General features: G+C 65.5%; 23 protein-coding genes and 1 tRNA gene. 16 read left to right on the forward strand and 8 right to left on the reverse strand.

The window, feature by feature from the left end:
* The first annotated feature begins 2 nt into the window (after positions 1-2).
* From AC5P9P_RS01945 to AC5P9P_RS01975, 7 genes are all read left to right on the forward strand, one after another.
* Positions 3-950: a bifunctional riboflavin kinase/FAD synthetase gene (locus AC5P9P_RS01945; protein ID WP_049404718.1), complete on the forward strand. Its 948-nt coding sequence runs from the start codon at positions 3-5 to the stop codon at positions 948-950.
* Complete coding sequence (gene ileS, locus AC5P9P_RS01950) at positions 947-3,778, forward strand: isoleucine--tRNA ligase (RefSeq protein ID WP_161772104.1); 2,832 nt, start codon at positions 947-949, stop codon at positions 3,776-3,778. Before AC5P9P_RS01945 ends, ileS begins: the two co-directional genes overlap by 4 nt.
* Positions 3,778-4,302 carry a signal peptidase II gene (lspA, locus tag AC5P9P_RS01955; RefSeq protein ID WP_005408564.1) on the forward strand — a complete coding sequence of 175 codons (525 nt, stop codon included), beginning with the start codon at positions 3,778-3,780 and terminating at the stop codon, positions 4,300-4,302. Before ileS ends, lspA begins: the two co-directional genes overlap by 1 nt.
* A 27-nt stretch (positions 4,303-4,329) precedes the next feature.
* Positions 4,330-5,280: a 4-hydroxy-3-methylbut-2-enyl diphosphate reductase gene (ispH, locus tag AC5P9P_RS01960; protein WP_005408565.1), complete on the forward strand. Its 951-nt coding sequence runs from the start codon at positions 4,330-4,332 to the stop codon at positions 5,278-5,280.
* A gap of 244 nt (positions 5,281-5,524) precedes the next feature.
* A complete protein-coding gene (locus AC5P9P_RS01965) occupies positions 5,525-7,408 on the forward strand; it encodes a M61 family metallopeptidase (protein ID WP_445950070.1) in 1,884 nt (627 codons plus the stop codon).
* On the forward strand, positions 7,405-8,082 hold the full coding sequence (locus AC5P9P_RS01970; protein ID WP_445950069.1) for a lysoplasmalogenase: 678 nt from the start codon (positions 7,405-7,407) through the stop codon (positions 8,080-8,082). The genes AC5P9P_RS01965 and AC5P9P_RS01970 overlap by 4 nt, the downstream gene beginning before the upstream one ends.
* A 23-nt stretch (positions 8,083-8,105) precedes the next feature.
* Positions 8,106-8,612: a hypothetical protein gene (locus AC5P9P_RS01975; protein WP_019337508.1), complete on the forward strand. Its 507-nt coding sequence runs from the start codon at positions 8,106-8,108 to the stop codon at positions 8,610-8,612.
* A gap of 116 nt (positions 8,613-8,728) precedes the next feature.
* Here the strand turns inward: AC5P9P_RS01975 and AC5P9P_RS01980 are convergent, their stop codons facing one another.
* Genes AC5P9P_RS01980 through AC5P9P_RS02000 form a run of 5 tightly spaced genes read right to left on the reverse strand, consistent with a single transcriptional unit; the run spans position 8,729 to position 14,711 of the window.
* Positions 8,729-9,436: a hypothetical protein gene (locus tag AC5P9P_RS01980; protein ID WP_021202455.1), complete on the reverse strand. Its 708-nt coding sequence runs from the start codon at positions 9,434-9,436 to the stop codon at positions 8,729-8,731.
* The gene (locus AC5P9P_RS01985; RefSeq protein WP_445950068.1) at positions 9,433-10,389 is read right to left on the reverse strand and encodes a hypothetical protein; all 957 of its coding nucleotides are present in this window, start codon (positions 10,387-10,389) and stop codon (positions 9,433-9,435) included. Before AC5P9P_RS01985 ends, AC5P9P_RS01980 begins: the two co-directional genes overlap by 4 nt.
* Before the next feature lie 46 nt (positions 10,390-10,435).
* Positions 10,436-13,222 (reverse strand): TonB-dependent receptor, encoded by a 2,787-nt coding sequence (locus AC5P9P_RS01990; protein WP_033833366.1) that lies wholly within the window; start codon positions 13,220-13,222, stop codon positions 10,436-10,438.
* A gap of 14 nt (positions 13,223-13,236) precedes the next feature.
* Entirely contained in the window at positions 13,237-14,205 is a 969-nt protein-coding gene (locus AC5P9P_RS01995; RefSeq protein WP_033833367.1) for a FecR family protein, read from the reverse strand.
* A complete protein-coding gene (locus AC5P9P_RS02000; RefSeq protein ID WP_080052359.1) occupies positions 14,202-14,711 on the reverse strand; it encodes an RNA polymerase sigma factor in 510 nt (169 codons plus the stop codon). Before AC5P9P_RS02000 ends, AC5P9P_RS01995 begins: the two co-directional genes overlap by 4 nt.
* Positions 14,712-14,966: 255 nt before the next feature.
* Here AC5P9P_RS02000 and AC5P9P_RS02005 point away from each other — a divergent pair, with 255 nt between their 5' ends.
* The 5 genes from AC5P9P_RS02005 (at position 14,967) to AC5P9P_RS02025 (ending at position 20,656) form a co-directional block, all read left to right on the forward strand.
* Complete coding sequence (locus AC5P9P_RS02005) at positions 14,967-17,837, forward strand: autotransporter outer membrane beta-barrel domain-containing protein (RefSeq protein ID WP_049404728.1); 2,871 nt, start codon at positions 14,967-14,969, stop codon at positions 17,835-17,837.
* A gap of 97 nt (positions 17,838-17,934) precedes the next feature.
* Entirely contained in the window at positions 17,935-18,939 is a 1,005-nt protein-coding gene (locus AC5P9P_RS02010) for a 2-hydroxyacid dehydrogenase (protein ID WP_033833399.1), read from the forward strand.
* Positions 18,940-18,989: 50 nt separating this feature from the next.
* Positions 18,990-19,065: transfer RNA gene (locus AC5P9P_RS02015), tRNA-Thr, on the forward strand.
* A gap of 280 nt (positions 19,066-19,345) precedes the next feature.
* Positions 19,346-20,296 carry an RHS repeat-associated core domain-containing protein gene (locus AC5P9P_RS02020; RefSeq protein WP_395760179.1) on the forward strand — a complete coding sequence of 317 codons (951 nt, stop codon included), beginning with the start codon at positions 19,346-19,348 and terminating at the stop codon, positions 20,294-20,296.
* Positions 20,297-20,656 carry a TonB family protein gene (locus AC5P9P_RS02025; protein WP_033833369.1) on the forward strand — a complete coding sequence of 120 codons (360 nt, stop codon included), beginning with the start codon at positions 20,297-20,299 and terminating at the stop codon, positions 20,654-20,656.
* Between the two features lie 75 nt (positions 20,657-20,731).
* Here AC5P9P_RS02025 and AC5P9P_RS02030 read toward each other — a convergent pair whose 3' ends face one another.
* The 3 genes from AC5P9P_RS02030 to AC5P9P_RS02040 all read right to left on the reverse strand — a co-directional run bounded on the left by AC5P9P_RS02030 (position 20,732) and on the right by AC5P9P_RS02040 (position 22,076).
* Positions 20,732-21,058, reverse strand: coding sequence for a hypothetical protein (locus AC5P9P_RS02030; RefSeq protein WP_005408578.1), 327 nt, complete (start codon positions 21,056-21,058; stop codon positions 20,732-20,734).
* A gap of 73 nt (positions 21,059-21,131) precedes the next feature.
* On the reverse strand, positions 21,132-21,425 hold the full coding sequence (locus AC5P9P_RS02035; protein WP_049430964.1) for a hypothetical protein: 294 nt from the start codon (positions 21,423-21,425) through the stop codon (positions 21,132-21,134).
* A 39-nt stretch (positions 21,426-21,464) separates the two neighbouring features.
* Positions 21,465-22,076: a GyrI-like domain-containing protein gene (locus AC5P9P_RS02040; RefSeq protein ID WP_033833370.1), complete on the reverse strand. Its 612-nt coding sequence runs from the start codon at positions 22,074-22,076 to the stop codon at positions 21,465-21,467.
* Between the two features lie 353 nt (positions 22,077-22,429).
* On the opposite strand from AC5P9P_RS02040, the gene cyoA reads away from it, so the two are divergent.
* The 4 genes from cyoA to cyoD are packed head-to-tail and all read left to right on the forward strand — an operon-like array spanning position 22,430 to position 26,446.
* The gene (gene cyoA, locus AC5P9P_RS02045; protein ID WP_005408581.1) at positions 22,430-23,470 is read left to right on the forward strand and encodes a ubiquinol oxidase subunit II; all 1,041 of its coding nucleotides are present in this window, start codon (positions 22,430-22,432) and stop codon (positions 23,468-23,470) included.
* Between the two features lie 2 nt (positions 23,471-23,472).
* Positions 23,473-25,470 (forward strand): cytochrome o ubiquinol oxidase subunit I, encoded by a 1,998-nt coding sequence (cyoB, locus tag AC5P9P_RS02050; protein ID WP_005408582.1) that lies wholly within the window; start codon positions 23,473-23,475, stop codon positions 25,468-25,470.
* A complete protein-coding gene (gene cyoC / locus AC5P9P_RS02055; protein WP_005408583.1) occupies positions 25,467-26,105 on the forward strand; it encodes a cytochrome o ubiquinol oxidase subunit III in 639 nt (212 codons plus the stop codon). Before cyoB ends, cyoC begins: the two co-directional genes overlap by 4 nt.
* Positions 26,105-26,446: a cytochrome o ubiquinol oxidase subunit IV gene (gene cyoD, locus AC5P9P_RS02060; RefSeq protein ID WP_005408584.1), complete on the forward strand. Its 342-nt coding sequence runs from the start codon at positions 26,105-26,107 to the stop codon at positions 26,444-26,446. Before cyoC ends, cyoD begins: the two co-directional genes overlap by 1 nt.
* Positions 26,447-26,823: the final 377 nt, after the last annotated feature.

The raw sequence follows: 26,823 nt of genomic DNA on the forward strand, positions 1-26,823 counted from the left end.
TGATGAGCAGGCTGTTCAGAAGCGTCGAGGGCGGGGGGTTGTTCCCCAACGGAAGCGTGGTCTGTATCGGTGCATTCGACGGCCTCCACCTGGGCCATCGTGCGCTGGTCCGCCACGCGGTTGCCCGCGCGCGCGCCTTGGGCGTGGCCGCCGTGGCCGTGGCGTTCGAGCCGCTGCCGCGTGAGTTCTTCGCCCAGGGCACACCGCCGCCGCGGCTGACCCTGGCGCGCAGCAAGGTCGAGATCCTGCGCGAGCTCGGTGTCGATGCGGTCGGCCTGCTGCGATTCGACGCGGCGATGGCAGCGATGCCGGCCGAGGCCTTCGTGCGCCAGTTGCTGGTCAAGCGCCTGAGTGCGCGTGAGGTCTGGATCGGCCCGGAGTTCTGCTTCGGCAACCGCCGCCGTGGCGACCTGGCTCTGCTGCAGAAAATGGGTGCCGAACTGGGTTTCACTGCGGGCGAAATTGAAGCGGTCGACCTGCATGGCGAACGCATTTCCAGCACCCGCATCCGCCAGCTGCTGCAGCAGGGCGACTTCGCCCGTGCCAACGACCTGCTGGGCCGTCCTTACGCGATCAGCGGCCGGGTGGTGCGCGGGCGCCAGCTCGGCCGTACGCTGGGGTTCCCCACCGCCAACCTGCGGTTCCCGAAGACCCCGGCGCTGTCGGGCATCTACGCGACCTGGGTGCATGGCGTGTTCGACCAGCCGTGGCCGTCGGTGTCCAGCTTCGGCACCCGCCCGACGGTGGAGGGCGTGGAGCCGCTGCTGGAAGCCCACCTGTTCGATTTCCAGGGCGACCTGTACGGGCGCCACATCGATGTGGAGTTCGTCGCCAAGCTGCGCGACGAAGAGAAATTCAATGATCTGGCGGCGTTGACCGACCAGATGCACCGCGACGCCGAACAGGCGCGCGCCATCCTTTCCGAACATAGATTGCGAGCCACTGCGTGAGCCAGGACTACAAGACCACCCTGAACCTGCCAGCCACCGAATTCCCGATGCGCGGCGATCTGCCCAAGCGCGAGCCGGGCATTCTGGCGCGGTGGGAAGAGCAGGGGCTCTACCAGCAGCTGCGCGACAACGCCGCCGGCCGCCCGCTGTTCGTGCTGCACGATGGCCCGCCGTACGCCAACGGCCGCATCCACCTGGGCCACGCGGTCAACAAGATCCTGAAGGACATCATCGTCAAGTCGCGCTACCTGGCCGGCTTCGATGCGCCCTACGTGCCGGGCTGGGACTGCCATGGCCTGCCGATCGAGATCGCGGTGGAAAAGAAGTGGGGCAAGGTCGGCACCAAGCTCGACGCCGTTGAATTCCGCCAGAAGTGCCGCGAGTTCGCCGAAGAGCAGATCAACATCCAGCGCGTGGACTTCAAGCGCCTGGGCGTGACCGGTGACTGGGACAACCCGTACAAGACCCTGAGCTTCGACTTCGAAGCCAACGAGATCCGTGCGCTGTCCAAGGTCGTGGCCAACGGCCACCTGGTGCGTGGTGCCAAGCCGGTGTACTGGTGCTTCGACTGTGGCTCGGCGCTGGCCGAGGCCGAGATCGAGTACCAGGAAAAGGAATCGCCGGCGATCGACGTGGCCTACGCCGCACGCGATGCGCAGGCCATCGGCCAGGCGTTCGGCGTGAGCGTGCCGGCCGACGTGGACGTGGCCGTACCGATCTGGACCACCACCCCGTGGACGCTGCCGGCCTCGCTGGCGGTGTCGCTGGGCGCGGAGATCACCTACGTGCTGGCCGAAGGCCCGGCGCACCACGGCAAGCGCCGTTGGCTGGTGCTGGCTGCGGCGTTGGCCGAGCGCGCGCTGCAGCGCTATGGCGTCGAAAACGTGGTGCTGCACGGTGAAACCACCGGTGCGGCGCTGGAGAACCAGCTGCTGGCGCACCCGTTCTACCCGGAGCGCGAGATCCTGGTGCTCAACGGCGACCACGTCTCCGACGAGGACGGTACCGGTGCGGTGCACACCGCCCCCGGCCACGGCCAGGAAGACTTCGTGGTCAGCCAGAAGTACGGCCTGCTGGACAAGTACAACGCCGGCCAGGTGACCCCGATCGACGGCCGTGGCGTGTACCTGGAATCGACCCCGCCGGCCGGTGACGTGGTGCTGGCTGGCCAGCACCTGTGGAAGGCGCAGGAGGCCATCGTCGGCGTGCTGCGCGACAACGGTTCGCTGCTGGCGTTCCATCCGATCCGCCACAGCTACCCGCACTGCTGGCGCCACAAGACGCCGGTGGTGTTCCGCGCCACCCCGCAGTGGTTCATTTCGATGGACAAGGCCAACCTGCGCAACGATGCGCTGGCCGCCATCGACACCGTCGGCTGGTTCCCGACCTGGGGCAAGGCGCGCATCCAGAGCATGGTCGACGGTCGCCCGGACTGGACCATCTCGCGCCAGCGCACCTGGGGCGTGCCGATCGCACTGTTCACCCACCGGCAGACCGGCGAGATCCATCCACGTTCGGTGGAGCTGATGCAGCAGGTCGCCGACCGCGTCGAAGCCGAGGGCATTGACGTGTGGTACTCGCTGGATGCCGCCGAACTGCTGGGCGCTGAAGCCGCCGACTACGAAAAGGTCACCGACATCCTCGACGTCTGGTTCGATTCGGGCGTGACCCATGAAGGCGTGCTCGCCGCGCGTGGCTTCGGCAAGCCGGCCGACCTGTACCTGGAAGGTTCCGACCAGCACCGCGGCTGGTTCCAGTCCTCGCTGCTGACCGGCGTGGCGATCGACAAGCGCGCCCCGTACAAGCAGTGCCTGACCCACGGCTTCACCGTGGACGAGCACGGCCGCAAGATGTCCAAGTCGCTGGGCAACGGCATCGAGCCGCAGGACATCATGAACAAGCTGGGCGCGGACATCCTGCGCCTGTGGATCGCCTCGGCCGACTACAGCAACGAGATGTCGCTGTCGCAGGAGATCCTCAAGCGTAATGCCGATGCCTACCGCCGCCTGCGCAACACCGCACGCTTCCTGCTCGGCAACCTGGACGGTTTCGATCCGGCCCAGCACCTGCGTCCGCTCGACCAGATGGTCGCGCTGGACCGCTGGATCGTGCATCGCGCGTGGGAGCTGCAGGAGAAGATCAAGGCGGCCTACGACGGCTACAACATGGCCGAGATCGTGCAGCTGCTGCTGAACTTCTGCAGCGTGGACCTGGGCTCGCTGTACCTGGACGTGACCAAGGATCGCCTGTACACGATGCCGACCGATTCGCACGGTCGCCGTTCGGCACAGAGCGCGATGTACCACATCGCCGAAGCGTTCACCCGCTGGGTGGCGCCGATCCTGACCTTCACCGCCGACGAGCTGTGGGGCTACCTGCCGGGCGAGCATGCCGGCCATGTGCTGTTCACCACCTGGTACGACGGCCTGGCGCCGCTGCCGGCCGATGCCCAGCTCAACGCCACCGACTTCGACCAGCTGCTGGCTGTGCGCGAGCAGGTGGCCAAGGTGCTCGAGCCGATGCGTGCCAACGGCGCCATCGGTGCCGCGCTGGAAGCGGAGATCACCATTGCCGCCAACGAGGAGCAGGCCGCGAAGTGGCAGCCGCTGGCCGATGAACTGCGCTTCCTGTTCATCAGTGGCGACGTGCAGGTGCGCCCGGCGACCACCGACGAGGTGTTCGTCAGCGCCCAGCCGACCACCAAGGCCAAGTGCGTGCGCTGCTGGCACCACCGCGCCGACGTCGGCAGCAACGCTGACCATCCGGAACTGTGCGGCCGTTGCGTGAGCAACGTGACCGGCGCCGGCGAAGTGCGGAGCTGGTTCTGATGGCCGCGCCCCGTCCGCATCCGAACGCCCTGGTCTGGCTGCTGCTGTCGGCGGCCATCATCGGCCTGGACCAGTGGTCCAAGGCCTGGGTGCTGTCGAGCCTGCCGGAGTTCCAGCCGGTGGTGGTCATCGACGGCTTCTGGAACTGGTACCGCACCTACAACACCGGCGCCGCGTTCAGTTTCCTGAGCGACGCCGGTGGCTGGCAGAAGTACTTCTTCACCGCGCTGGCGATCGCCATCAGCGGCCTGATGGCGTGGTGGCTGCGCGGCACCGCGCGCGGCAACTGGAAGGCCGCGGTGCCGTATGCGCTCATCATCGGCGGCGCCATCGGCAACGTGATCGACCGCCAGGTGCACGGCCACGTGGTCGACTTCATCCAGTGGTACGTGGGCAGCTACACCTGGCCCTCGTTCAACATCGCCGACTCGGCCATCGTGGTGGGTGCCATCGGCATCGCCCTGTTTGGCCTGTTCGACGGCAAGTCCGCCAAAAAGGCGGATAATGCCAATCCGAAGCCGTAAGCCGGCCGCTGCCGGGAGATTGAACTGATGGATGTGCTGCTCGCCAACCCGCGTGGTTTCTGTGCCGGTGTCGATCGTGCGATCGAGATCGTCAAGCGCGCGATCGAAACGCTGGGCGCGCCCATCTATGTTCGCCATGAAGTGGTGCACAACCGCTTCGTGGTCGATGACCTGAAGCAGCGCGGGGCGATCTTCGTCGAGGAACTCGACGAAGTGCCGGACAACAACACGGTGATCTTCAGCGCCCATGGCGTGTCCCAGGCCGTGCGCCAGGAAGCCGAGCGCCGTGGCCTGAAGGTGTTCGACGCCACCTGCCCGCTGGTGACCAAGGTCCACTTCGAAGTCGCCCGCCACTGCCGTGCCGGCCGTGACGTGGTGCTGATCGGCCACGCCGGTCACCCGGAGGTGGAAGGCACCATGGGCCAGTGGAACCGCGAAGCCGGCACCGGCCAGATCTACCTCGTGGAAGACGTGGAGCAGGTTGCCACGCTGCAGATCAACCAGCCGGAAAACTTCGCCTACACCACCCAGACCACGCTGTCGGTGGATGACACGCGCGGCATCATCGATGCGCTGCGCGAGCGTTTCCCGGCGATGCAGGGCCCGAAGAACGACGACATCTGCTACGCCACGCAGAACCGCCAGGATGCCGTGCGGGATCTGGCCAAGCGCTGCGACCTGGTGCTGGTGGTCGGTTCGCCGAACAGCTCCAACTCCAACCGCTTGAGCGAGCTGGCCCGCCGTGAGGGCGTGGAGTCGTACCTGATCGACGGCGCGCACGAGATCGACCCGGCATGGGTGGCAGGCAAGCAGCACATCGGCGTGACCGCCGGCGCCTCTGCACCGCAGGTGCTGGTCGATGGCGTGCTGGCGCGCCTGGCCGAACTGGGCGCCACCGGCGTGGGCGAGCTGGACGGCGAACCGGAATCGATGGTGTTCGCGCTGCCGAAGGAACTGCGCCTGCGCCTGGTCGACTGACCGGGAAGCGCCTCATACACGCATGGCGTGGATCTACTGGAACTGCTCTGGTGGGTGCGAACTGGCACACGGTGGGTGCAAACCAGCACAAGGTGGGTGCGAGCCGGCACAAGGTGGGTACGAACCTTGGTTCGCACGCTTTTTCGCACGCAAGGATGGGCGGCCCGCCCATGACCTTTGGCCATGGGGCAGGGCACTTTACAGGCCTAGCATCGGAAGATTCTCCGTTGTTGGAACCTGCCCGATGAAGACCCGAGCCTTGGCGATGTCGTTGCTGTTCGCGCTGGCGGCCACGCCTGCACTGGCACAGACCTCGCCACCGGCGAACGCGGTGGCCCCCGGCCTGCTGCGCATCGATGTCGACGCGCGCGATCTGGCCCGGCGCATCTTCAAGGTGACCGCTACGGTGCCGGCCAAGCCCGGCCCGATGACCCTGCTGTACCCGCAGTGGATTCCCGGCAACCATTCACCCACCGGCCCGATCGACAAGCTGGCCGGCCTGCGCGTGACCGCCAACGGCACGCCGCTGGCCTGGCAGCGTGACCAGTTCAACGTCTATGCGTTCAAGGTGAACGTGCCCGAGGGCGTGAGCGAGATCGTCGCCCACTTCGACTTCCTGTCCTCGCAGGGCGGCAGCCAGGGCCGGGTGGTGATGACCCCGGAAATGCTCAACCTGCAGTGGAACGCCAATTCGCTGTATCCGGCCGGCGTCGATGCGCGCAACCTGCAGGCGCAGGCCAGCGTGACCCTGCCCAGGGGCTGGTCGTTCGCAACCGCGCTGGAAACCGCGCGGCGCGACGGTGACACCGTGGTGTTCAAGCCGATTTCCTATGACCATCTGGTCGATTCGCCGTTGTTCGCCGGCGAGCACTACCAGCGCATCGATCTCGATCCGGGCGCGAAGGTGCCGGTGCACCTCAACGTGTTCGCCGACGAGGCCAAGTCGTTGAAGCCCACCGACGCGCAGATCACCCTGCACCGCGCGTTGGTGCAGCAGGCCTACAAGCTCTACGGTGCGCGCCACTACAACCACTATGAGTTCCTGCTGGCGCTGACCGACCGTCTCGGCGGCATCGGCCTGGAGCATCACCGCTCCAGCGAGAACAGCGCCGATCCGGGCTATTTCACCGAGTGGGACAGCAACGCGTGGATGCGCGACCTGCTGCCGCACGAGTACACCCATTCCTGGAACGGCAAGTACCGTCGCGGCGCCGACCTGGCCACCGCCAACTTCAACGTGCCGATGGGCGACAGCCTGCTGTGGGTGTACGAGGGCCAGACCCAGTTCTGGGGCCAGGTGCTGGCGGCGCGTTCGGGGCTGTGGTCGACCGCGCAGGCGCGCGACATGCTGGCCAATGTGGCCGCGACCTACGACCGTGGCCGACCGGGCCTGGCCTGGCGGCCGCTGCAGGACACCACCAACGACCCGACCATCGCCCAGCGCCGCACGTTGCCCTACCGCAACTACCAGATGAGCGAGGACTACTACTCCGGCGGTCAGATGCTGTGGCTGGAAGTGGAGGGCAAGCTGCGCGAACTGAGCGGCAACCGCCGCAGCCTGGACGACTTCGCGCGTGCGTTCTTCGGCGTCGGCAATGGCGACTGGGATGTCAACCCGTACACCTTCGATGATGTGGTCGCGACCTTGAACGGCATCGCGCCGTACGACTGGGCGACGTTCCTGCGCGGGCGCCTGGACGGCCACGGTTCGTTGACCGGCGGCCTGGAGCTGGCAGGCTGGAAGCTGGTCTACCGCGATACGCCGAACGACGCCTACAAGGCACAGGAAAAACGCGCCAAGGCGGCACTGCTCGCCTATTCGCTGGGCGCGACCGTGCTCGACAGCGGTACGGTCGGCGATGTGATCTGGGACAGCCCGGCGTTCAACGCCGGTCTTGCACCGGGCATGAAGGTAATCGCGGTTGGCGGCCGTGAGTACAGCAGCCAGCGCTTGAAGGACGCGGTGGCTGCGGCAGCGAAGGACAAGGCGCCGATCGTGCTGCTGGTGAAGCAGTTCGACCGCATCGAAACGATGAGCATCGCCTACCACGGTGGCCTGCAGTACCCGGTGCTGGAGCGTATCGCCGGCAAGCCTGACCGCCTCGCAGAATTGTGGAAGGCGCGATGAAGCCGCGCGCCCGCGATGGCGTGATCCTGCTGATGGCGATCCTGGCCATCGTCGGCACGTTCCTGCACGGTGACGGGCGCTGGCTGCATTGGCTGGCGAAGCCGGCGACCACGCTGCTGATCGCGGCCATCGCCTGGCGGGTGCGTGATCCTGCGCAGCCGACCTACCGGCGCGCGGTGCTGGCCGGCATGCTGCTGTCGTGCGTGGGTGACATCGCGCTGATGCTGCCGATGGACGCGTTCGTACCGGGGCTGGTGGCGTTCCTGCTGGCGCACCTCTGCTACATCGTGGCCTTTCGCGATGGCCTGCGTGCCGGACGCGGCCTGCTCGCCGCCAGCGTCCTGCTGGCGGCCTTTGCCGTACTCAATGTGCTTGGCCTGTGGCCGCACCTGCCGGTGCCGATGCGTGTGCCGGTGCTGGCATACGTGGTGGTGCTGGCATCGATGGCAGCGCTGGCCCTGGCACGGCAGTGGCGCAGCCCGCAGCCCGCTGCCGTGGAAGCCCGAAGCGCCCGCTGGGCCGCGGCAGGTGCGTTGCTGTTCGTCGCCAGCGATTCCCTGCTGGCCTGGGACCGCTTCACCGGCGGCCTGCCGCTGGCCAGCGTGCTGGTGTTGTCCACGTACTATGGCGCGCAGTACGCCATAGCCCGTTCAGTTTTGCCTGGTCATCGCTAGCCTGGCCTCGTTATGATTTTCTGATGGCTAGGGGAATCAACGCGCTGTTTGCAGTTATCGATGCCATCCGGGCGGAGTGGTCAAAGCCTCGGGTCGCCATGCATCAGCATGGGGCGTGTCCTTTCCTGCTTCGATCCTTCTTCGTAGAACGTGGTGCTGCAATATCAGAAGACCGGCGATTACAGGGCTGCCCAGCGCAGTTGCTCGCATTCTGGAAGGTGTACGCTTCGGCGGAATTGTTCAAGGACGAGCAATTCGGTCAATGGGGCATGGAGATGCTCAGCGTCGAGGATGCACACGTTCAGACGACCTTCCTCGCTGGTTCGCGTCCGTTGGATTTCCGGAGCGGCGATGTCGTATTTGGCCGCTTCTACGGCGACTCAGATCTACTGGTGATGAACGCCTTTGGTACGGTGCTGGTCTGCCTGCCTTTGGACGAGCGAAAAGATTGGCCTGAAGCATCGGACTCGCTTGCAGGCTTCCTATCCCGGCTGCATGAAACCCAAGGTTCCAAGTACTGGGAGTTGTGATCCATCGAGGGTATCCGCATTGGCTGCCGGCTGGTTCAAGTCTTCTCGTCAGCGAACAAATGGCCTTGCTCTACCTGCTGGAGTAACGGCTGCCAGAGCTGGATGGGTCGCGTTGCCTACTGACGGCTTACGCCGCGGGCGTTGCCCTGTGCGTCGAACTGCAGGCGTACGGATTCGCGGTCACCGGCCACTTCGTCCGGCAGCCACACCAGCTTGCCGCCCTTGCGCACGATCACATACACGTGGCCGACTTCGGATGCGGGGTTCTGCAGGGCATTGCGTTGTTCCTGCAATGCCTGCGCCACGCGCGGCACGGCCTCGAAATCGATGCTGGCCAGGGATGTGCTGCTGCGCTGCAGGCTGATGGTCGGCGCGAACTGCTGCGGGTTCACTGGATTGCCCTTGCGCCATTGGCCACGCTCGAAGTGGTAGCTGTCGACGTGGGTCGGCTGCTGCGGGTCGACCAGGTCCAGGTTGATGCGGCCATCGTCGTAGAAGTGGATGCTGTGGAACACCGTCAACCGGTGCCCGGACAGTGCAGGCATCTGTTCCAGTGCCTGGCGGGCGGCCAGCAGGTAGTCCGCATCGAACAACCGGTTGCTGCGTTCGGGAACCGGCATTGATCGCGGTTCGGGAATCGGGGCGAGCGAAGCGGGCCTCTCGCGCGATGGCGGCATGGTGATCGGCGCGGTCGCGCGGTCAGCCTGCACCGAATGCCCCAGTGTTTCGCCTATCGTCTGCAGCGCACCACCGGCAACGGCGGCGCCGGCCAGCACCAGCAGCACGGCGGAAAATACCACGGGTGTGGAAGGCGGCCGCTTCATACAGCCTCCAGGCGCACATTGCTGCGGTCATCCGGGTCGTACAGCAGCGTGACCTGCTCGCGTGGAACGTTGGCCAGCTCGATCAACGGGATGAAGCGGCGCACGCTCACCTGCTGTATGCCACCTTCGCGGTCGGTGTATTCCAGCTGGAACTCCACCTGCGGCTGTTCGTTGAGGTAGGTGCCGGTCTGGCGCACCTTCAATACCCGGGCCTCCACACCGATGCCGCGGTACTTCAGCGCGTCTCCGCGGGCATCGGCGTGCAGCAGGCGGCCGAGCAGGCGCAGGACCAGGGCGTAGCCGCACAACACCAGCGGGCACACCAGCAGTGGGTGGCCGAAGGTCAGGAAGGTCCAGCCCAGGCCCTCGCTCTGCAGCCGGTAGGCCAACACATAGGCAGCGGCAACGGTTCCGATGCCGAGTGCTGCACCGATGCCACGCCGCCACAGGCTGGCGACATTCAGTTCGGGCTGGGCGCCGTCCAGTACCACGTTCGGGAACGCGCCCGGCACCCGGCTCAGGCGTGCATCGACGTGCCTGCCGACGCCGAAGCGCTGCAGTTGCGGCTTGCTGTCGACTACCAGCAGCAGTTCGCGGATCGGCGTGCCGGACAGGTTCTTGAAGGACAGCTGCAGTTTCCATTGCGCGAAGCCACGCACCTGCACGCCGGTCTGTTCAGCGTTTTCGATCAGCGCATCGCGTGGTTCGCCATCGGCGAGGATCGAGCGAACGCGATGCAGGGCGCGTGGTGGGCCGAGCAGCAGGAAATGCAGGAACGCGAACAGCAGAGAGAGCCATGCAGCCAGCGACAGCACAAGCAGCAGCAGGGACAGCCATGGCGCGCTGCGATCAGCCAGCGCCACCGGCCAGGAGGTTCCGAAATAGAGGATGCAGGGGAAGGGCAACGCGAAGAACAGCAGGAACGCGCCCCAGAACCAGAGATAGGCTTTCATGGGGAAGGTGGCAGACCGGTGGAACAGGCCGCGTAGCGTACTACGCTCAGCGGAACTGCAGGGTAAGCAGGTAGTAGCGACCCAGTGGATCGTCCAGCCCCGGCATCTGCCCACCATTGCCGACCAGGTAGTTCACCGGTTGCGCATCAAGCACGTTGTGCACGTCCAGCGCCGCGATGACGCGTGTGCCCAGGCGGCGCGCCAGGTGCAGGTTCCAGCGCAGCTGGCGCGGATTCATGCAGTGGTTCTGTTCGATCTGCCGCTGCGGGCACTCGGCGCCGGGCAGCCATGCGCGGGTGCGGCCCACCTGGTTGCCGCGCAGGGCGATGTCCCAGTTGCTGTTCTGCCATTGCACGTTGAGGACCGCCGCCATCTCGGGCGTGACATGCCCGCGCAGGTCGATCGCCGGCTCGTGGTCCCGACGGCGGCGCAGCTCCTGCTGCTTCAGCGCGTCCAGCGAGAACAACCACTGGCCGGTGCTGCCGGTGTCGATCCGGTATTCGCCACGCAGCACCCAGTTGCGGGAAGTGGTGCGGCCGATATTGTCGAACGACAGGCGGAGGCTGCTCAGGTTGCCATCCTCATCCAACTGCCAGGTGTCACGGTTCCACACGGCATCGGTCGGCTGCAGCGCGAGGATCTCGTTGCGCAGCTCGACGATGTTGTGGGTCAGCGAAAGCGAGAACGCATCGCTGGGTGACCAGGTCGCCGCCAGCGAATGGCTGCGTGAGCTCTCGGCCTTGAGCGCGTTGTTCTCCTCCACATCCGCAGTGACCACGCAGCGGCCGTCCGGCTCGCTCTGTGCACAAGGTGGCAGTGCGCTTGAGACGGGCAGGGTAAGGGTGCCGAACTGTCCTGGCGGGCGGCGCTGTTCGAACAGGCTGGGCGCGCGATAGCCGCGGCCGCTGGCCAGCAGGAACGACCAGTGCGGTGTTGGCGTCCAGCGCAGGCCGGCACGGGGCGAGAATGCCGTGTAGTCGCCGTCGTAGTCCCAGCGCGCGGCCAGGTCCATGCGCAGTTCCGACGTGAGTGGCAGGCCCAGTTCCGCATACGCGCCGCCACTCTGCCGCGACAGGCGCCGCTGCTGCTGCGGCAGCCCCAGTGCCAGATCGCCCTGGCTCAGCAGGGTGTCCGGGTGCGACGTCCAGCGTTCGTGGCGCAGATCGATGCCGGTAGCCAGCTGCGCATTGCCGCCCCGCATCGGCATCAATGCGCGCTGTATGCCCCACCAGCCCTGCCACTGCTCGGTAAGTCCACGGTTGCGGATCGATGGGAACAGCGAAGTGGCTTCATCGGCGGGCAATGCATCGAAGCCTGGCAGGAACCTGAGCGACTGCGCCGCCTCGATGAACGGTTCGGCGCGCACGGTGCCCGGCGTGGCCAGGGTGACGTCGCTGCGCTGCGCGCTGATGCCGGCGTCCCAGCTGTGGCTGCCCTGGTCCCGGCCGATGCCCAGGGTGAGATCGGCGTCGGTGGCACGTACCTGGGGACGCACATTGCCGGCTTCGCGCAGGACGCTGTTGAAGGTGTAGCCGTACAGGCCGAGGGCGACGGCGGTCGGGCCCAGATCGAAACGCTGCCGGTTGTGGCTGGCGCGGGCTTCGGCATAGACGTAGCGTCCCTGGCCACGCTCATGCCGGTAGCGCAGATAGGCCGAGGCGGTATCGGAGGCCGGTTGAAGCGAACGAGGGCGCGAGCTGTCGAACCAGCAGGCGCCATTGCGTCGTTTCAATGGTCCGTCGCAGCGCGTAGCGGGCCAGTAGTCGCCATCGCGGAAGGCGCCGATCAGGTACTGCGACGTCTCGGCGTGCCAGTCACGCTGGTCTCCCGCCAGGTGATCGACGCGATGCAGGTCGATGCCTGCGAACCAGCGGTCGCCGCTCCCGCGCAGGCCTCCGGTGGCGGCCTGCACGCGGTACTGGCCGGCGTCGCCACGACTGCTCAGACCGGTCTGCAGCGTTGCCTCCGGACCGTCGGCCTGGTCGCGGAGGATGATGTTGACCACGCCGGACATGGCATCGGCACCGTAGATGGCCGAAGCACCGCCGCGCACCAGTTCGATGCGTTCGACAAAGCTGAGTGGAATGCCGCCCAGGTCGGTGAGCCCGCCCTGTTCCAGGGACACCATCGGATAACGGGGCAGGCGCCGGCCATTGACCAGGAACAGGGTGGCGCGCGGTCCCATGCCATCCAGGCTGGTGGTGGCGGCCGCACCGACAGGCAGGTACTGCGAATCGCCACTGCGTGCGCTGCTCATCGCTGGCAGCCCGTTCATGCCCGGCAGGTGTCGCAGCAGGTCGAACAGGCTGCCGTAGCCACTGCGCAGGATATCTGCGCGATCGATCGTGGTCACCGGCAGGGTGGTCTGCACGGAGGTGCGCGGCAACCGGCTGCCGGTGACATGGATCGGCGCCAGGTCCACCTGGGGGGGCGACTGCGGGGGCATGCGCGGGCGCGGCGCCACCGTTGCCGGAACCGGCGGCGCGACGGCGGGCGCGACGCGGATGCGGCGGACCACGAAGCCACCGGACGGTGTTCGAAGGATGGTCACCGGCATGCCGGCGACCAGCTGTTTCAGGGCCGATGCTGGATCGGCCTGGCCATGGGTGCCGTTGGCATGGAGCCCCGCCAGTTCCCGGGCATCGAACACCAGAGCGATGCCGCTTTGCCGTGCCCATTGCTGCAATGCCGAGGGCAACGGGCCAGCGTTGATGCGGTAGTCGTGGGTGGCAGCCGGATCGCCTGCGAGGGCGGCAGGCGGCGCGGCGACCAGCAGCGCCAGGCACAGCAGGGGGCGGAGCAGCCCCCACTGCAGCGCGCCTGGTCCTGCCATCACCGCAGGCCTCCTCAGTACGTGCGGCGCAGTTCCAGCGCGCCATCCGGGCGCGTCTGGCCAGCAATGGACCAGCCAAGTTCCAGCGCGGACAGCAACTCCTGTGCGTCGCCTGCGCGGAACGTGCCGCTGACTGCCAGATCGGTGATCTCCGGGTCGGCGATCACCAGCGGTGCATGGCCATAGCGGTTCATGCGTTCGACCACGATCGACAGCGGGGTGGCATCGAAGACCAGCTGCCCATGCAGCCAGCCCTCGGCGGCTGCCGTGGAGGACAGCGCTGGACCGGGCTGGATGCGCCCGGAGGGGAGTACCTGCAGTTGCTGGCCAGGGGCCAGGGTGTGCTGGGCGGCGCCGTTGCTGACTTCCACCGCACCCTCCAGCAGCGCGACCTCGACCAGGCCATCGTGCAGGCGCTCGACCTGGAAGGTGGTGCCGATATCGCGGATGGTGCTGGTGCCGGCGCGCAGCTGCAGTGCTTTGTTCGATGGCGCGACCTGCAGCTGCAGGCGGCCGCGTTCGAGGTCCAGCTCGCGGTGGCGCCAGCCAAAGCGTGCGTGCAGCGTCGTGCCGGCATCGAGCGTGGCTACGCTGCCATCGGGCAGGGTCAGCCGCTGCGCCTGATGCGTGTCATTGGCAAAGCGCTGCGGGGCTGGGTTGCCATCCACCGCTACCATCCAGCCCACGCCGATGGCCAGGCAGATACCAGCGGCCGCGGCCGCGGCAGGCAGCCAGCGGCGTCGGGCAGGCCGTGCCGCACGCGCCGCAGCCGTCCGCAGCCATGGGTCCGCAGCCAGGCCCTGGCCCTGCTGGAAAAGATCTTCGGCCTGCGCCCAGGCTTTGACATGGGCAGGGTCTTCAGCCAGCCAGTCTTCGAACGACTCGCGTTCGGCAGGGGTGCAGTCCGGGGCCTCCAACCGCGCCACCCAGGCGCTGGCGCGTGCGAACAGCGAGGCGTCTTCCGTGTGCCGGTGGCTGCTCATTCGGTATCCCCGTCGTTGTGCAGCGGATCCGGTCCCAACTCCTGGCGCAGGCCCTGCAGGGCGCGGGCGATGTGTTTTTCCACGGTCTTGGCTGTAATTCCACAGTGCCGCGCGATCTGCGTATAGCTCATGCCGGTGATCCGGTTGAGCAGGTACACCTCGCGCGCACGCTCGGGCAATTTGAAAAGGGCCTGCCGCAGCAGGGACAACATCTGCCCGGACTCTGCCTGGCGCAAGGGGTCCGGCGACGGGCTGGTGGGCTCGTCGTGACCATCATGCTCGGCCAGTGACAGGTGCGGTCGCGACTGCGGCGATCGGCCGCGATCGGCCAGGCGATTGCGCGCGATACGATACAGCAGCAGGCGCAGTTCGTCGGTGCCGTGCGCGCGATAGCGGATCAGCCGCTCCATGCAGTCCTGCGCGATGTCCTCTGCATCCTCCGGCCCGACGCCCCGTGTGCGCAGGAACGCGCACAGTGGCGCGCGTTCCTCGCGTACGAACGCGATGAAGGCGTCCGCAGGCGCGGGTGGCTCCGGCGCGTGGTGGATCAGGGGGGACGGAACGGACAGGGCTGGCCTCGGCTGACGTTGGCGGGTGCGCCTTCGAGTTTTACGCGACGATGACCGGATGGGGAAGAGTGTGTGGTGCCCCTCTCTCATTGTGAATGCATTCATTTTTTCCGGCCGACCGGGCTGGGGGAGATTCCGGCGCTTTGCCGTTTGACTCCTTACCCGCGTGTTGCGGGTGGAGAGAGAGAACGTATGAAGCATTCGAAGTTGAGCCTGGCCCTGGCCGGGCTGATCGCCGTTGGCGCCATCGCGGCGGCTGATGACGTCATGGCAATGAGTTATCACGTGCAGGGGGATCGCATCTTCCTGAGCGGCGGGGTGACCTACGCCGATGTGGTGTCGTTGCCCGCCTTGCTGGCCAAGGCACAGGCCGAGGGCCGGCCGATCCGCGAAGTGGTGCTGCGCACCTCCAATGGTGGCGCGCTGATCGCCGGCGAGTGGCTGCAGGGCGTGATCCGCACGTCCGGCCTGAACACCATCGTGTCCGGCCACTGCATTTCGTCCTGCTCGATCATGCAGTCCGGTGGCGTCGAACGCTATCTGGCCGGTGATCTGCCGATCGTCGATTCGGTACAGATCCACGCGGCCAGCAACAGCGGCAAGGTGATCTACACGCCATCGCCGCGGATGACCCAGATCTACACCGGCAACTACGGCGGCGGCATCGATGCCGGGCTGCTGCACAAGGCCATGTATGAAGTCGTGCAGCCCAACGGCCTGCTGGTGTTCCGCGATCCGGCGCGCACCACGGGTGCCTCGGTCACTTTCGATCCTGATGGCAGCGGCAGCAAGCTGGAGTCGTTCCCGGGCCAGGACATCTACAGCAACAGGGTCATCACCGCCAAGGGCTACCGCGATCCGGGCGATACATTGAATGTCACCGCCAACGTGAGCGGCGACATCAATCCGGGCTACCTGCGCACCGGTCGCCAGCTGCAGACCTTCGTCGATGATGACTTCGCGCGCTGGAACACCAACTGGCAATCCAGCTACATCAACCTGGCGCAGAGCATCTACAACGCGTCCAGCAATGGTCCGCAGGGCATCGGCGCGAACTCGGTACAGGACTACCAGAACGATCCGTACTACAAGGCCCTGCTGCTGTCGAAGCTGCGCCTGGGCGATCTGGATGCGTCCACGCTGGACAACTCCATGGGCGTGATCCGCGTGACCAATGGCGCGACATGGCGGACCTCCGCGACCACCGGTGCCGACTTCATGCTGGTCGACAACGGCACCATCGCGCTGGAAGGCGGCGCCCTGCGCGCTTCGGAGGTGCGGGTAATGGGCGCAGGCATGCTGGTCGGCAATGGTGACGTGGCCGGCACCGCTATGGATCTCAGTGCGCTGGCCAGCGGTACCCGCCCGTCCTGGCGCGAGGACGGCTTCAACCGCCTGCGCGTGTACGGGACCCTGATGCCGCGCGGCGGCGATCTGGTCACCCATGGCTACGTCAACATCATGCCGGGCGGGAAGGTGCTGTTCGATGTGACCGAGAACGGCGGGGCGGGCAGTGGCCGCCTGCGTGTAGGCAGTTTCTTCGACAGCAAGCAGACCGACGGCGCGCTGGTGATCTCCAAAGGGGCCTTCCTCGAACTGAACGTGGCGCAGGGTTACTACGGCCAGGACTTCCGCCGTGACCTGGTGCAGGGCCCGATCTACCAGGGCGGCTTCGAAGAGGTCGTGCGCCTGGGTGACACCGGCTACAGCGCCAGCATCACCGGCGGCGAAGTGTTCCGCCCGCGCCACAACTCGCTGCTGAGCTTCAACGTGAAGCAGGCCGCTGACGGCCTGTGGCTGACCGCCAACCCGGGTTTCGACCAGCTGGGCCTGTTCACCAACGGCACTTCCGGCGATGGCTTGGGCCGCGCGCTGGCGACTGCTTCCGATCGCAGGGATGGTGGCCTGAAGTCGCTGCTCGGCGCCCTGCAGTTCGCCGACCGTGATGTGATCGCACAGCAGGCCGGTGCCCTGCGCGGTGACGCGCACGCGACCCTGCGCCTGGCCGACAACGCATTGGTGGGCAGCATCGGCAACGTGGTGCAGCAGCACCAGGCCGCGATGCGCAGTGGCGGTGATGCCGACGGCCTGGCCTCGCAGGCCGCGCAGTCGGTGTCGGCGCAGCCGGGCATGCGCCACGGCAGCCTGTTCAACCAGCTGGCCATGCATCTGGTCGAGCCGGCGGCGGGCGGCGGTGAAGGCAGTGGCCCTGGTCGCAACCATGGCCTGTGGGCGCGCGGTTTCGCCAGCCACGGCCGCATCGATGCCGACGGTGGCGTGGCAGGCTTGAGCCATAACATCGGCGGCATCGTCGTCGGCGCCGATACCCGCGTTGCCGATGACCGCGTCACCCTGGGCGTCAGCGTGGCCGCGGCGGATATGTCGACCAAGGGCCGCGACGGCTCCGACTTCAGTGGTGACGTGCGCGCGCTGGACGTGGGTGGCTACCTGGACGCGACCTATTCGCGCGGCTATCTCTCGGCGGCGGTGCGCTACACAGACCTGCGTCACGACACCCGCCGCAGCGTCAGCGGTATCGATGGCCTGCAGCAGCCGCTGCGTGCCAAGTACAGCAACGATGCGATCTCCGCGCGGGTGGAGCATGCGTTCTCATTCACCACGGGCAAGGGCCTGGTGATCCAGCCGCTGTTGCCGGTGGTGGACTACGCGCGTACCTCGGCCACGCGCTTCAATGAAGGGCAGGGCGCGGGTGCACTGGTCGGTCGCAGCGGCAGCCTGGAGAGCATCCGCGTGGGCGCCGGCCTGCAGCTGTTCAGGACCTTCGAAGGCAACAACGGCGAGCGCATTACCCCGCGTGCCCGCGTGGTCTGGCAGAAGGAACTGGGCGACTCGCAGGCGCGCTACAGCACCGGCTTCGCCGCAGCACCGGATCTGGTGTTCGGGGCAAGCAGCCAGGCCGTGGGCGAGCAGGTGCTGGCCTGGAACCTGGGCGTGACCAGCCGCGCCAGCGAACGCCTGTCGATCATGGCCGACTACGTGGGCGAGCGTCGTGACGGGCAGATCCAGAACGGCGTGATGCTGGGGCTGGGTTACAAGTTCTGAGTGGCACAGGGCACCGGCGATGTTCGCATCGCCGGTGCCATCCCCACGGACGCGTGGCTGCGGTATGGTCGGCATGGCATTCCATCCAGGTTATTCCATGCAGATCGCCGTCTTCAGCGCCCGACCCTACGACCGTCGCTTCCTGGACGAAGCCAACCTGCGTGAGGCGGCGGGGCAGGGTTACACGTTCGTCTACTTCGATGCCGCGCTGGATGTGCATACCGCAGCGCTGGCACAGGACTGCGCCGCGGTCTGCGCGTTCGTCAACGATCGGCTGGATGCGCAGGTGCTGCGCGCGCTGCACGCGTTGGGCGTGCGTGCGGTGCTGCTGCGCTGTGCGGGCTTCAACAATGTGGACCTGGCCGCTGCGAAAGCGTTGGACCTGTTCGTCGCGCGGGTGCCGGCGTATTCGCCCGAAGCCGTGGCCGAGCATGCACTGGCGCTGGTGATGACCCTCAACCGCCAGACCCATCGTGCCTACAACCGCGTGCGCGAAGGCAACTTCATGCTCGACGGACTGCTTGGACGGACCCTGCATGGCCGCACGGTCGGCATCGTCGGTACCGGCAAGATCGGCCTGGCCACCGCGCGCATCTTCAAGGGCATGGGCTGCACGGTGCTGGGGCACGACCCGTATCCGTCGGCGGCCTTCGCAGATATCGGCGAGATGGTGGCGCTGGATGAACTGCTGGCGCGCGCTGACATCGTCTCGCTGCACTGCCCGCTGACGCCCGATACCCAGCACCTGATCAATGACGCCTCGCTGGCGCGGATGAAACCGGGCGCGATGCTGGTCAATACCTCGCGCGGCGGATTGGTGGATACCCATGCAGTGATCCGCGGGCTGAAGTCGCGCCGGCTCGGCCACCTGGCCATCGACGTGTACGAGCAGGAAAGCGCGCTGTTCTTCCAGGACCTGTCCGGCGAGATCATCGACGACGAGGCCTTCCAGCGCCTGATGACCTTCCCCAACGTGCTGGTGACCGGCCACCAGGGCTTCTTCACCGTGGAGGCGCTGCAGGAGATCTCGGCGATCACGCTGGGGAACCTGCAGGATTTCGCGGCTGGGCGGGTGTGTGCCAACCGGGTAGAGGCGGACTGAGCCGGGTGGATTGACCGCCGGGGCGCCCAGCCCGTAAAATCGCGGGCTCCGCCGGAATAGCTCAGTTGGTAGAGCGGCGCATTCGTAATGCGTAGGTCGCAGGTTCGACTCCTGTTTCCGGCACCAGTTGTAGAAAAGCCCCGGCCTTGGTCGGGGCTTTTTTTATGCTCTGGTAGTGCCGGCCGCTGGCCGGCAACCCCAGAAGTGCCAGCCCATGGCTGGCAGGTCGCGATTTCTGAGTCTCGCGATCTACCCGCCCCTCCGGCTTCCCAGGCGCTTGGCTCCTTGCACAGTTCCTGACCTGGCAACTGCAGCCGGTCATTCCTGTGCTATGAATACCCAGCCTTGCTTCAAGGCTCTTTCAGAGATTGGAAGGATGCGCAGGTTCGGGGGAACTGCAGGCGGCGTGTTTACCCGCTTCAGGAGATGTGGAGATCGAATTCGCAAGCTGGGGGCATCAGGCGCCTGGCTGTGTTGTGTGCTGCTGATCGGCCTTGGCCTGTCGCCAACCGCAGTCGCCCAGACCACTGTGACGTACATCCACACTGACGCCCTGGGCTCGGTCGTGGCTGAGAGCGATGCCAACGGCAATGTGATCAAGCGCTATGACTACGAGCCCTACGGGGCCGTGGTCGGTGGTCAGGTCACGGACGGGCCGGGGTATACCGGGCACGTGAGCGACTCGGCAACGGGCCTGATCTACATGCAGCAGCGCTACATGGATCCGCAGTTGGGGGTGTTCCTGTCGGTTGATCCGGTCACGGCGTATGAGCAGCCGGTGGGGCAGTTCAACCGGTATAGGTATGCGAACGGGAATCCTTACAGGTTCACCGATCCAGATGGGCGAATCGTCAAGTACGCATTTGAAGGCGGAGCGACGCTGCGTGATGGTGCTGCCGTGCTCAACCATTGGATGAAGTCAGAAACCATCAGCTCTGAACTGAAGCAGATTCTCCTATCCGATGAGACCTACACCATACAGTTCAATCGCAATGGTGATTTTGGATATGACGAGAACAAGAGAATCATCAGCATTGATGTCACCTCTGGACTTCGCGTCAAATCCTCCGGGGAGATCCAGTCTCCTGCTCTGGGGGGCGGTCACGAGGTGAGCCATGCTGCCCAGCATGATCGGGTTGGATTGTCCGCTTTCCAGGCTTCGCTTGTTGCGCCACAGTCCAACTCGGAGAGCAACGGCGTGATGCAGATCCGAGTCGGCGTATCTTCGGAGGAGGCGCGGGCTACGGGGGTGGAGACCCGGGCCGCGCGTGAGCTGGGGGAGCCTGCCCGGAAGAGCTACAGCGACACGAACGGCACGGTTAATGTCTGCTCCCCCACCAGCAATCGGGAGTGTTGAATGAACCGCGTTCTGATGCTTGCGTTGGCCTTGTCCAGTGCCTCATGTCACGCCGGTGAGGAGCTCCCTGGGCCTTGCCAGGCGGCAAGCAGTCCGGTGGAGTCCATTGCGCCGGTCGTTCCCGCCGCGACCGAGATGCAGGTGCGTGGCTCTGTCGTGGCGACCGTCGTCGTTGAAGAGGATGGGCGGGTGACAAATCCCGTCATCACGCGGTCACAGTTTGAAGCGCTGGACCGGGGGAGGGTCGATAATGCTGCTTATGAGCGCGCAGCCTTGGTTGCCGTGGCGAAGTGGCGTTTCCCTCCGGTCCCCTCCCGCTGCACCAGGAAGGTCACATTCGATTTCCAACGTCTGGATTGAATGAGCCCGGTCAGGCCATGGAAGGCGTTGGCAATCCCCGCCATGGGGCAGCGCGAGTTGGGGAGAAGATCTGCCTCAATAAGCAAGATCGAAATAGTAGATCTTCTTTGCTCCGAACACGCCGCAACCTTCGCTGGTGAGTGCGTGGAAGCCGATCGGTGTCCGCGATGACGCCGCCGACAGGATGGCCGCGTACTTTTCCCGTCCGGATTTGTCGCTGGCCAGATCGATTGTCCAGCGCCCGTCGGAAGCACACTCGTTGTTGGTGGGCTGGCCTTCCAGCCACACGGAAACGAACGTGGATTCGACAACCAGTTTGGTGATTTTTCCGGTCTGGTGTGTATCGGCCCATGCGCTGCCGGACAGCAGCAGTGCACCGAGTGTGATAGCGAGCTGTTTCATGTCTTCCCTGCAGGCCCGGAGGATCAAGCCCTATATATAGCGCAGCAGGTGCCGGATCTGATGAGCACGAGCATCACCAGTTGCCGCAGATAGCGCCGATCACCCCGGCCAGCACCCCGGCCGCGATCCGCATGGCCAGCCGGAACCATCGCCCGGTGCGTTCCCGCAGCCAGGGCAGTACCACCGTTACCTGTGCGGCCAGCAGCAACACCACCACATCCATCCCCAGTGCATCGATCAGCGACAGCAGCGGCAGCAGGTCGGGATTGCAGGCCAGTACAAGCAACAACACGCTGCACAGCAGCGCGAAGGCGCGGCGCCCGGTGGGCAGGGTGGTCCAGCGCAGTAAACGATCAATCAGGGGCATGAATCTTCTGCTCCTTGTCAGAGCGGTGCTCGCAGGCGGTCATTCCGCACGGACGGGCTGCCGCAGCACGGTCTTCAACCGCGCCGCGTCGGTCCTGCGCGGGTCGCTCAGGTAAATCTCATGATGGGGGCCGGCAAAGGTGTAACCCAGTGCGGGCATCAGTTCGTCGTGCAGATGGGCCAGGGCCGGACCCTCTTCATCGTAGGCGCCTACGTGAAGCGTCTGCAGGCAGAGGCCTTCTTCGAGAATTTCGTGGCGAAGGCTGGCCGGAACGTCGCCCAGTTTCTTCGCCGCCTTGGCAATGGCAGCCTCCAACTGCGCTGGACGGATCCCATCCGGCGTGCGGATCATCGCCGTCCACCTCCACTCATCCTTGCGGCGTGCCACAAAGCTCGACGGATCCTCGGCGGTCCAAAGCGCTTCCAGCGGTGGCACCACGTAGTCCTGGCCCCCGGCCTTCAGGGCGAACTTCAGTGCATAGCTCACCGAGTACAGCCATTGCACCGCCTGCAGGTAGGCCGGGGCAGTGTTCGGGTCGCCGCGACCATCGACCATCAGGTAGGGCAGGGGCGGTACATCGACCGGTACGAACTGGCCGGCGGGCGGGTGATAGAGTGCCCGGTCGCGGTTCTTGAAGTCGATCTTGTCCATCGGGGTCTTCCTCCTGTGCCGAGCATCCCATGCCAGGCACCCGTCAGCACGCCTGAACCGATTCAGGTGACTTTGCCGAACGAGGGCGAACGGCCCGCGAACGTCCAGGGCCGGAATGCCGCCCTGGGTCATGCGCCCCGTCATGCCCGCGCGGTGCGACAACGTGTCGCAGCCAGAATCGGGCCTTTCCTGCGCTCGATCAATGTCAATGCCTTTCTTAAATGGTGGGTGACGGCCTAAAATTGAAAGGCTGACTCGACCCACCTCCCTACCTGTCTTCCGGACCGGTGGGACCGGCTTTGGCCGGAACAGGCAGGACGGGGAACGGCATTCCCTCGCAATTGGATCGACCGATGATTCCGTTGAAAACCCTTGGGCGCTGGTTGCGCCCGGGCCTGCTGCTGTCGTTGCTGGTGATGCTCACCGGCTGCGATGCCGTGGCCATCCTCAGTCCGAAGGGCCAGATCGGCCAGGATGAGAAGACCCTGCTGATCACGGCCACCGTGCTCATGCTGCTGGTCGTCATCCCGGTCATCATCATGACCCTGACCTTCGCGTGGAAGTATCGCGCCTCCAACACCAAGGCCCGTTACGAGCCGAAGTGGTCCCACTCGACGGCGATCGAGGTGGTGGTGTGGTCCATTCCCTGCATGATCGTGCTGGTGCTGGCGGTCCTGACCTGGCGTTCGTCGCACGCGCTGGACCCGTATCGTCCGCTGGAATCGGACGTCAAGCCGGTCACCATCGAGGCGATCTCGCTGGACTGGAAGTGGCTGTTCATCTATCCGGAAGAGAAGGTGGCGGTCGTCAACGAAATCAAGTTCCCGGTCAACACGCCGCTGAACTTCAAGATCACGTCCGATTCGGTGATGAATGCCTTCTTCATCCCGCACCTGGGCAGCATGATCTACTCGATGGCTGCGATGGAGACCAAGCTCCACCTGATCGCCAACGAGACCGGTGAATTCCCGGGCATGTCCTCGCACTACAGTGGCGCAGGCTTCGCCAAGATGCACTTCACCGCCTACTCGGTCACCGATGCCGAATACCGTCAGTGGCTGGACCAGGTCCGTGCCGGTGAGCAGACCCTGGACAAGGCCTCGTTCAAGGCCCTGGGTGAAGCACGCAACGCCGAGTGGTATCCGGTCACCTACTTCGGCAAGACCGAAGAAGGCCTGTTCGACTGGGTCATCGCCAAGCACATGGGCGACAACAAGCATTACGGCATGAAGCACTCGCACGCCGGTGCCGCCGCTGCCGATGCCGCCAGCCATGAAGCGCACGAGGGGCATGCCCCCAGTGACGCGCATGATTCCAAGGAATCGGGTGAAAACCTGGATGCCACCGAACACGAACACGCTGGCCATGCTGGCCACGCGGGTTCGGGAGAATGAACATGTTGGGAAAACTCTCTCTTGAGTCGATCCCCCACGATCCGATCGTGCTGACCACCCTGGTCGGCGCGGTGCTGGGTGGCCTGGGCGTCATGGCCCTGATCACCAAGTTCAAGCTGTGGGGCTATCTGTGGAAGGAGTGGTTCACCTCGGTGGATCACAAGAAGATCGGCGTGATGTACCTCATCGTCGCCTTCGTCATGCTGCTGCGCGGCTTCTCCGACGCCATCATGATGCGTACCCAGCAGGCGCTCGCCGTCGGCGGGTCCGAGGGTTACCTGCCACCGCACCACTACGACCAGATCTTCACCGCCCACGGCGTGATCATGATCTTCTTCGTGGCGATGCCGCTGATCACCGGCCTGATGAACCTGGCCGTGCCGCTGCAGATCGGTGCGCGCGACGTCGCGTTCCCGTTCGTCAACTCGCTCAGCTTCTGGCTGTTCGTGTCGGGCGCTGTGCTGATCATGCTGTCGCTGTGGATCGGTGAGTTCGCTGCCACCGGCTGGCTGGCGTTCCCGCCGTTGTCGGGCATCGAATACAGTCCAAGCGTCGGCATGGACTACTACATCTGGGGTCTACAGGTCGCAGGCCTGGGTACCACGCTGAGCGGTATCAACTTCTTCATCACCATCCTGAAGATGCGTACCCCCAGCATGAAGCTGATGCAGATGCCGGTGTTCACCTGGACCGCCCTGGTGACCAACGTGCTGATCGTCGCTGCCTTCCCGGTGCTGACCATCACCCTGGTGCTGCTGACCCTGGACCGTTACCTTGGTACGCACTTCTTCACCAATGACGGTGGCGGCAACGCCATGCTGTACATCAACCTGATCTGGATCTGGGGTCACCCGGAGGTGTACATCCTGGTCCTGCCGGCGTTCGGTGTGTTCTCCGAAGTCATCGCGACCTTCTCGCGCAAGGCGCTGTTCGGCTACAAGGGCATGGTCTACGCCACCGCCTGCATCGGCGTGCTGTCGTTCATCGTGTGGCTGCACCACTTCTTCACCATGGGTTCGGGTGCCAACGTCAATGCCTTCTTCGGCATCACGACGATGATCATCTCGATCCCGACCGGCGTGAAGATCTTCAACTGGCTGTTCACCATGTTCCGCGGCCGCGTGCACTTCACCACCCCGGTGCTGTGGACCATCGGCTTCATGGTCACCTTCGTCATCGGCGGCATGACCGGCGTGATGCTGGCGATCCCGGCCATCGACTTCGTGCTGCACAACAGCCTGTTCCTGATCGCCCACTTCCACAACGTCATCATCGGCGGCGTGGTGTTCGGCATGTTCGCCGGCATCACCTACTGGTGGCCGAAGATGTTCGGCTTCCGCCTCAACGAGTTCTGGGGCAAGTGCGCGTTCTGGTGCTGGTTCATCGGCTTCTACGTGACCTTCATGCCGATGTACGTGCTGGGCTTCATGGGCATGACCCGTCGCCTGCAGAGCACCGTCAACCCGGCCTACGAGCCGCTGCTGCTGATCGCCGCCGCAGGTGCCTTCATCGTTGGCGCCGGCATCCTGTGCCAGATCATCCAGGTGGCCGTGTCGATCCGCGACCGCAAGAAGACCGTCGACCTGACTGGCGACCCGTGGGATGCCCGTACGCTGGAGTGGGAAACCTCTTCGCCGCCGGCCTTCTACAACTTCGGCACCCTGCCGGAAGTCACCGAACTGGACGATTTCTGGGAGCGCAAGCAGCGTGGTGAAGCCTGGCCGAAGCCGGCCAAGTACACCGACATCCACATGCCGCGCAACACCGGCACGGGCGTTGTCATCGGTGCCTTCAGCCTGGTGTTCGGCTTCGCGATGATCTGGCACATCTGGTGGCTGGCCATCGTCGGCTTCGTCGGCATGATCGCCACGTTCATCTACCGCACCTTCGACCAGGACGTGGACTACTGGGTCCCGGCCGCCGAGGTGGAACGCATCGAGAACGAACACCGCAAGCACCTGGAAGCCCAGGGCCTGGTGAAGTCGGAGCTGAAGGCATGAGCACCAATACCTCGACCCTGAGCCACGGGCACGCCGCGCATGCGGCGGCCCATGGCCATGACGACCACGAGCACCACGACACCGGCGGCAACACCGTCTTCGGTTTCTGGGTGTACCTGATGAGCGACTGCCTCATCTTCGCCTCGCTGTTCGCCACCTACGTGGTGCTGGCAGGCGGCACCGATGGTGGCCCCACCGCGAAGGACCTGTTCGAACTGCCGTTCGTGGCATGGGAAACCGCGCTGCTGCTGACCTCGTCGCTGACCTTCGGCCTGGGCATGATCGCCATGCACCGCAAGCAGATGGGCCAGATGTACCTGTGGCTGGGCATCACCTGGCTGCTGGGCTTCGGCTTCATGTGCATGGAAGTGTGGGAGTTCCAGCACCTGATCCACCAGGGCTACGGTCCGGACCGCAGTGCCTTCCTGTCGGCGTTCTTCGCCCTGGTCGGTACCCACGGCCTGCACGTCAGCGCCGGCCTGCTGTGGCTGCTGGTGATGTTCGTGCAGCTGAAGAAGTACGGCCTGACCCCGACCAACAAGACCCGCATGGCGTGCCTGAGCCTGTTCTGGCACTTCCTGGACCTGATCTGGATCGGCGTGTTCTCCGTCGTCTACCTCAATGGAGCGCTGTAATGGCACATGACAACCATGCACACGACCACGGCACCGGCGGCGAAAGCCATGGCACCGTGAAGTCGTACCTGATCGGCTTCGTGCTGGCGGTGGTGCTGACCGTCATCCCGTTCTGGATGGTGATGTCGGGTGATTTCTCGCGCACCGTCAACGGTGTGGTGATCGCGATCACCGCGGTGCTGCAGATGCTGGTCCACCTGGTGTTCTTCCTGCACCTGGACCGCTCTTCGGAAAGCCGCTGGAACGTCAACGCTGCGGCCTTCACCGTGGTGGTGATCGGCATCATCGTGGTCGGTACCCTGTGGGTCATGCACAACATGAACGTGCACATGATGCACTGACGTCCGCGCGACGTCGCCACGCAGAAAGGCCGCCCTCGGGCGGCCTTTTTGTTTGTCGCGCCCACCGGGAATGGCACGCGCGGTGGTAGTGCCGGCCGCTGGCCGGCAATTACGGGAAGCCGGCCAGCGGCCGGCTCTACCAGGATCCACGCCATGCGTGGATGGGGTCAGAGCCCTTGCCTGCGGCAAGGGATCCGACCCCAAAGCCATTGGCCTCATCCCACCCGGCATGGCCGGCACAGGGGGTAGTGCCGGCCGCTGGCCGGCAGTTGCGGGAAGGCGGCCAGCGGCCGGCCCTACCAGGAGATCCACGCTGTACGGGGATGGGGTCAGAGCCCTTGCCTGCGGCAAGGGATCCGACCCCAAAGCCATCGGCC

It is taken from the genome of Stenotrophomonas sp. YJH_SMC_14-1 (genome assembly GCF_059372275.1).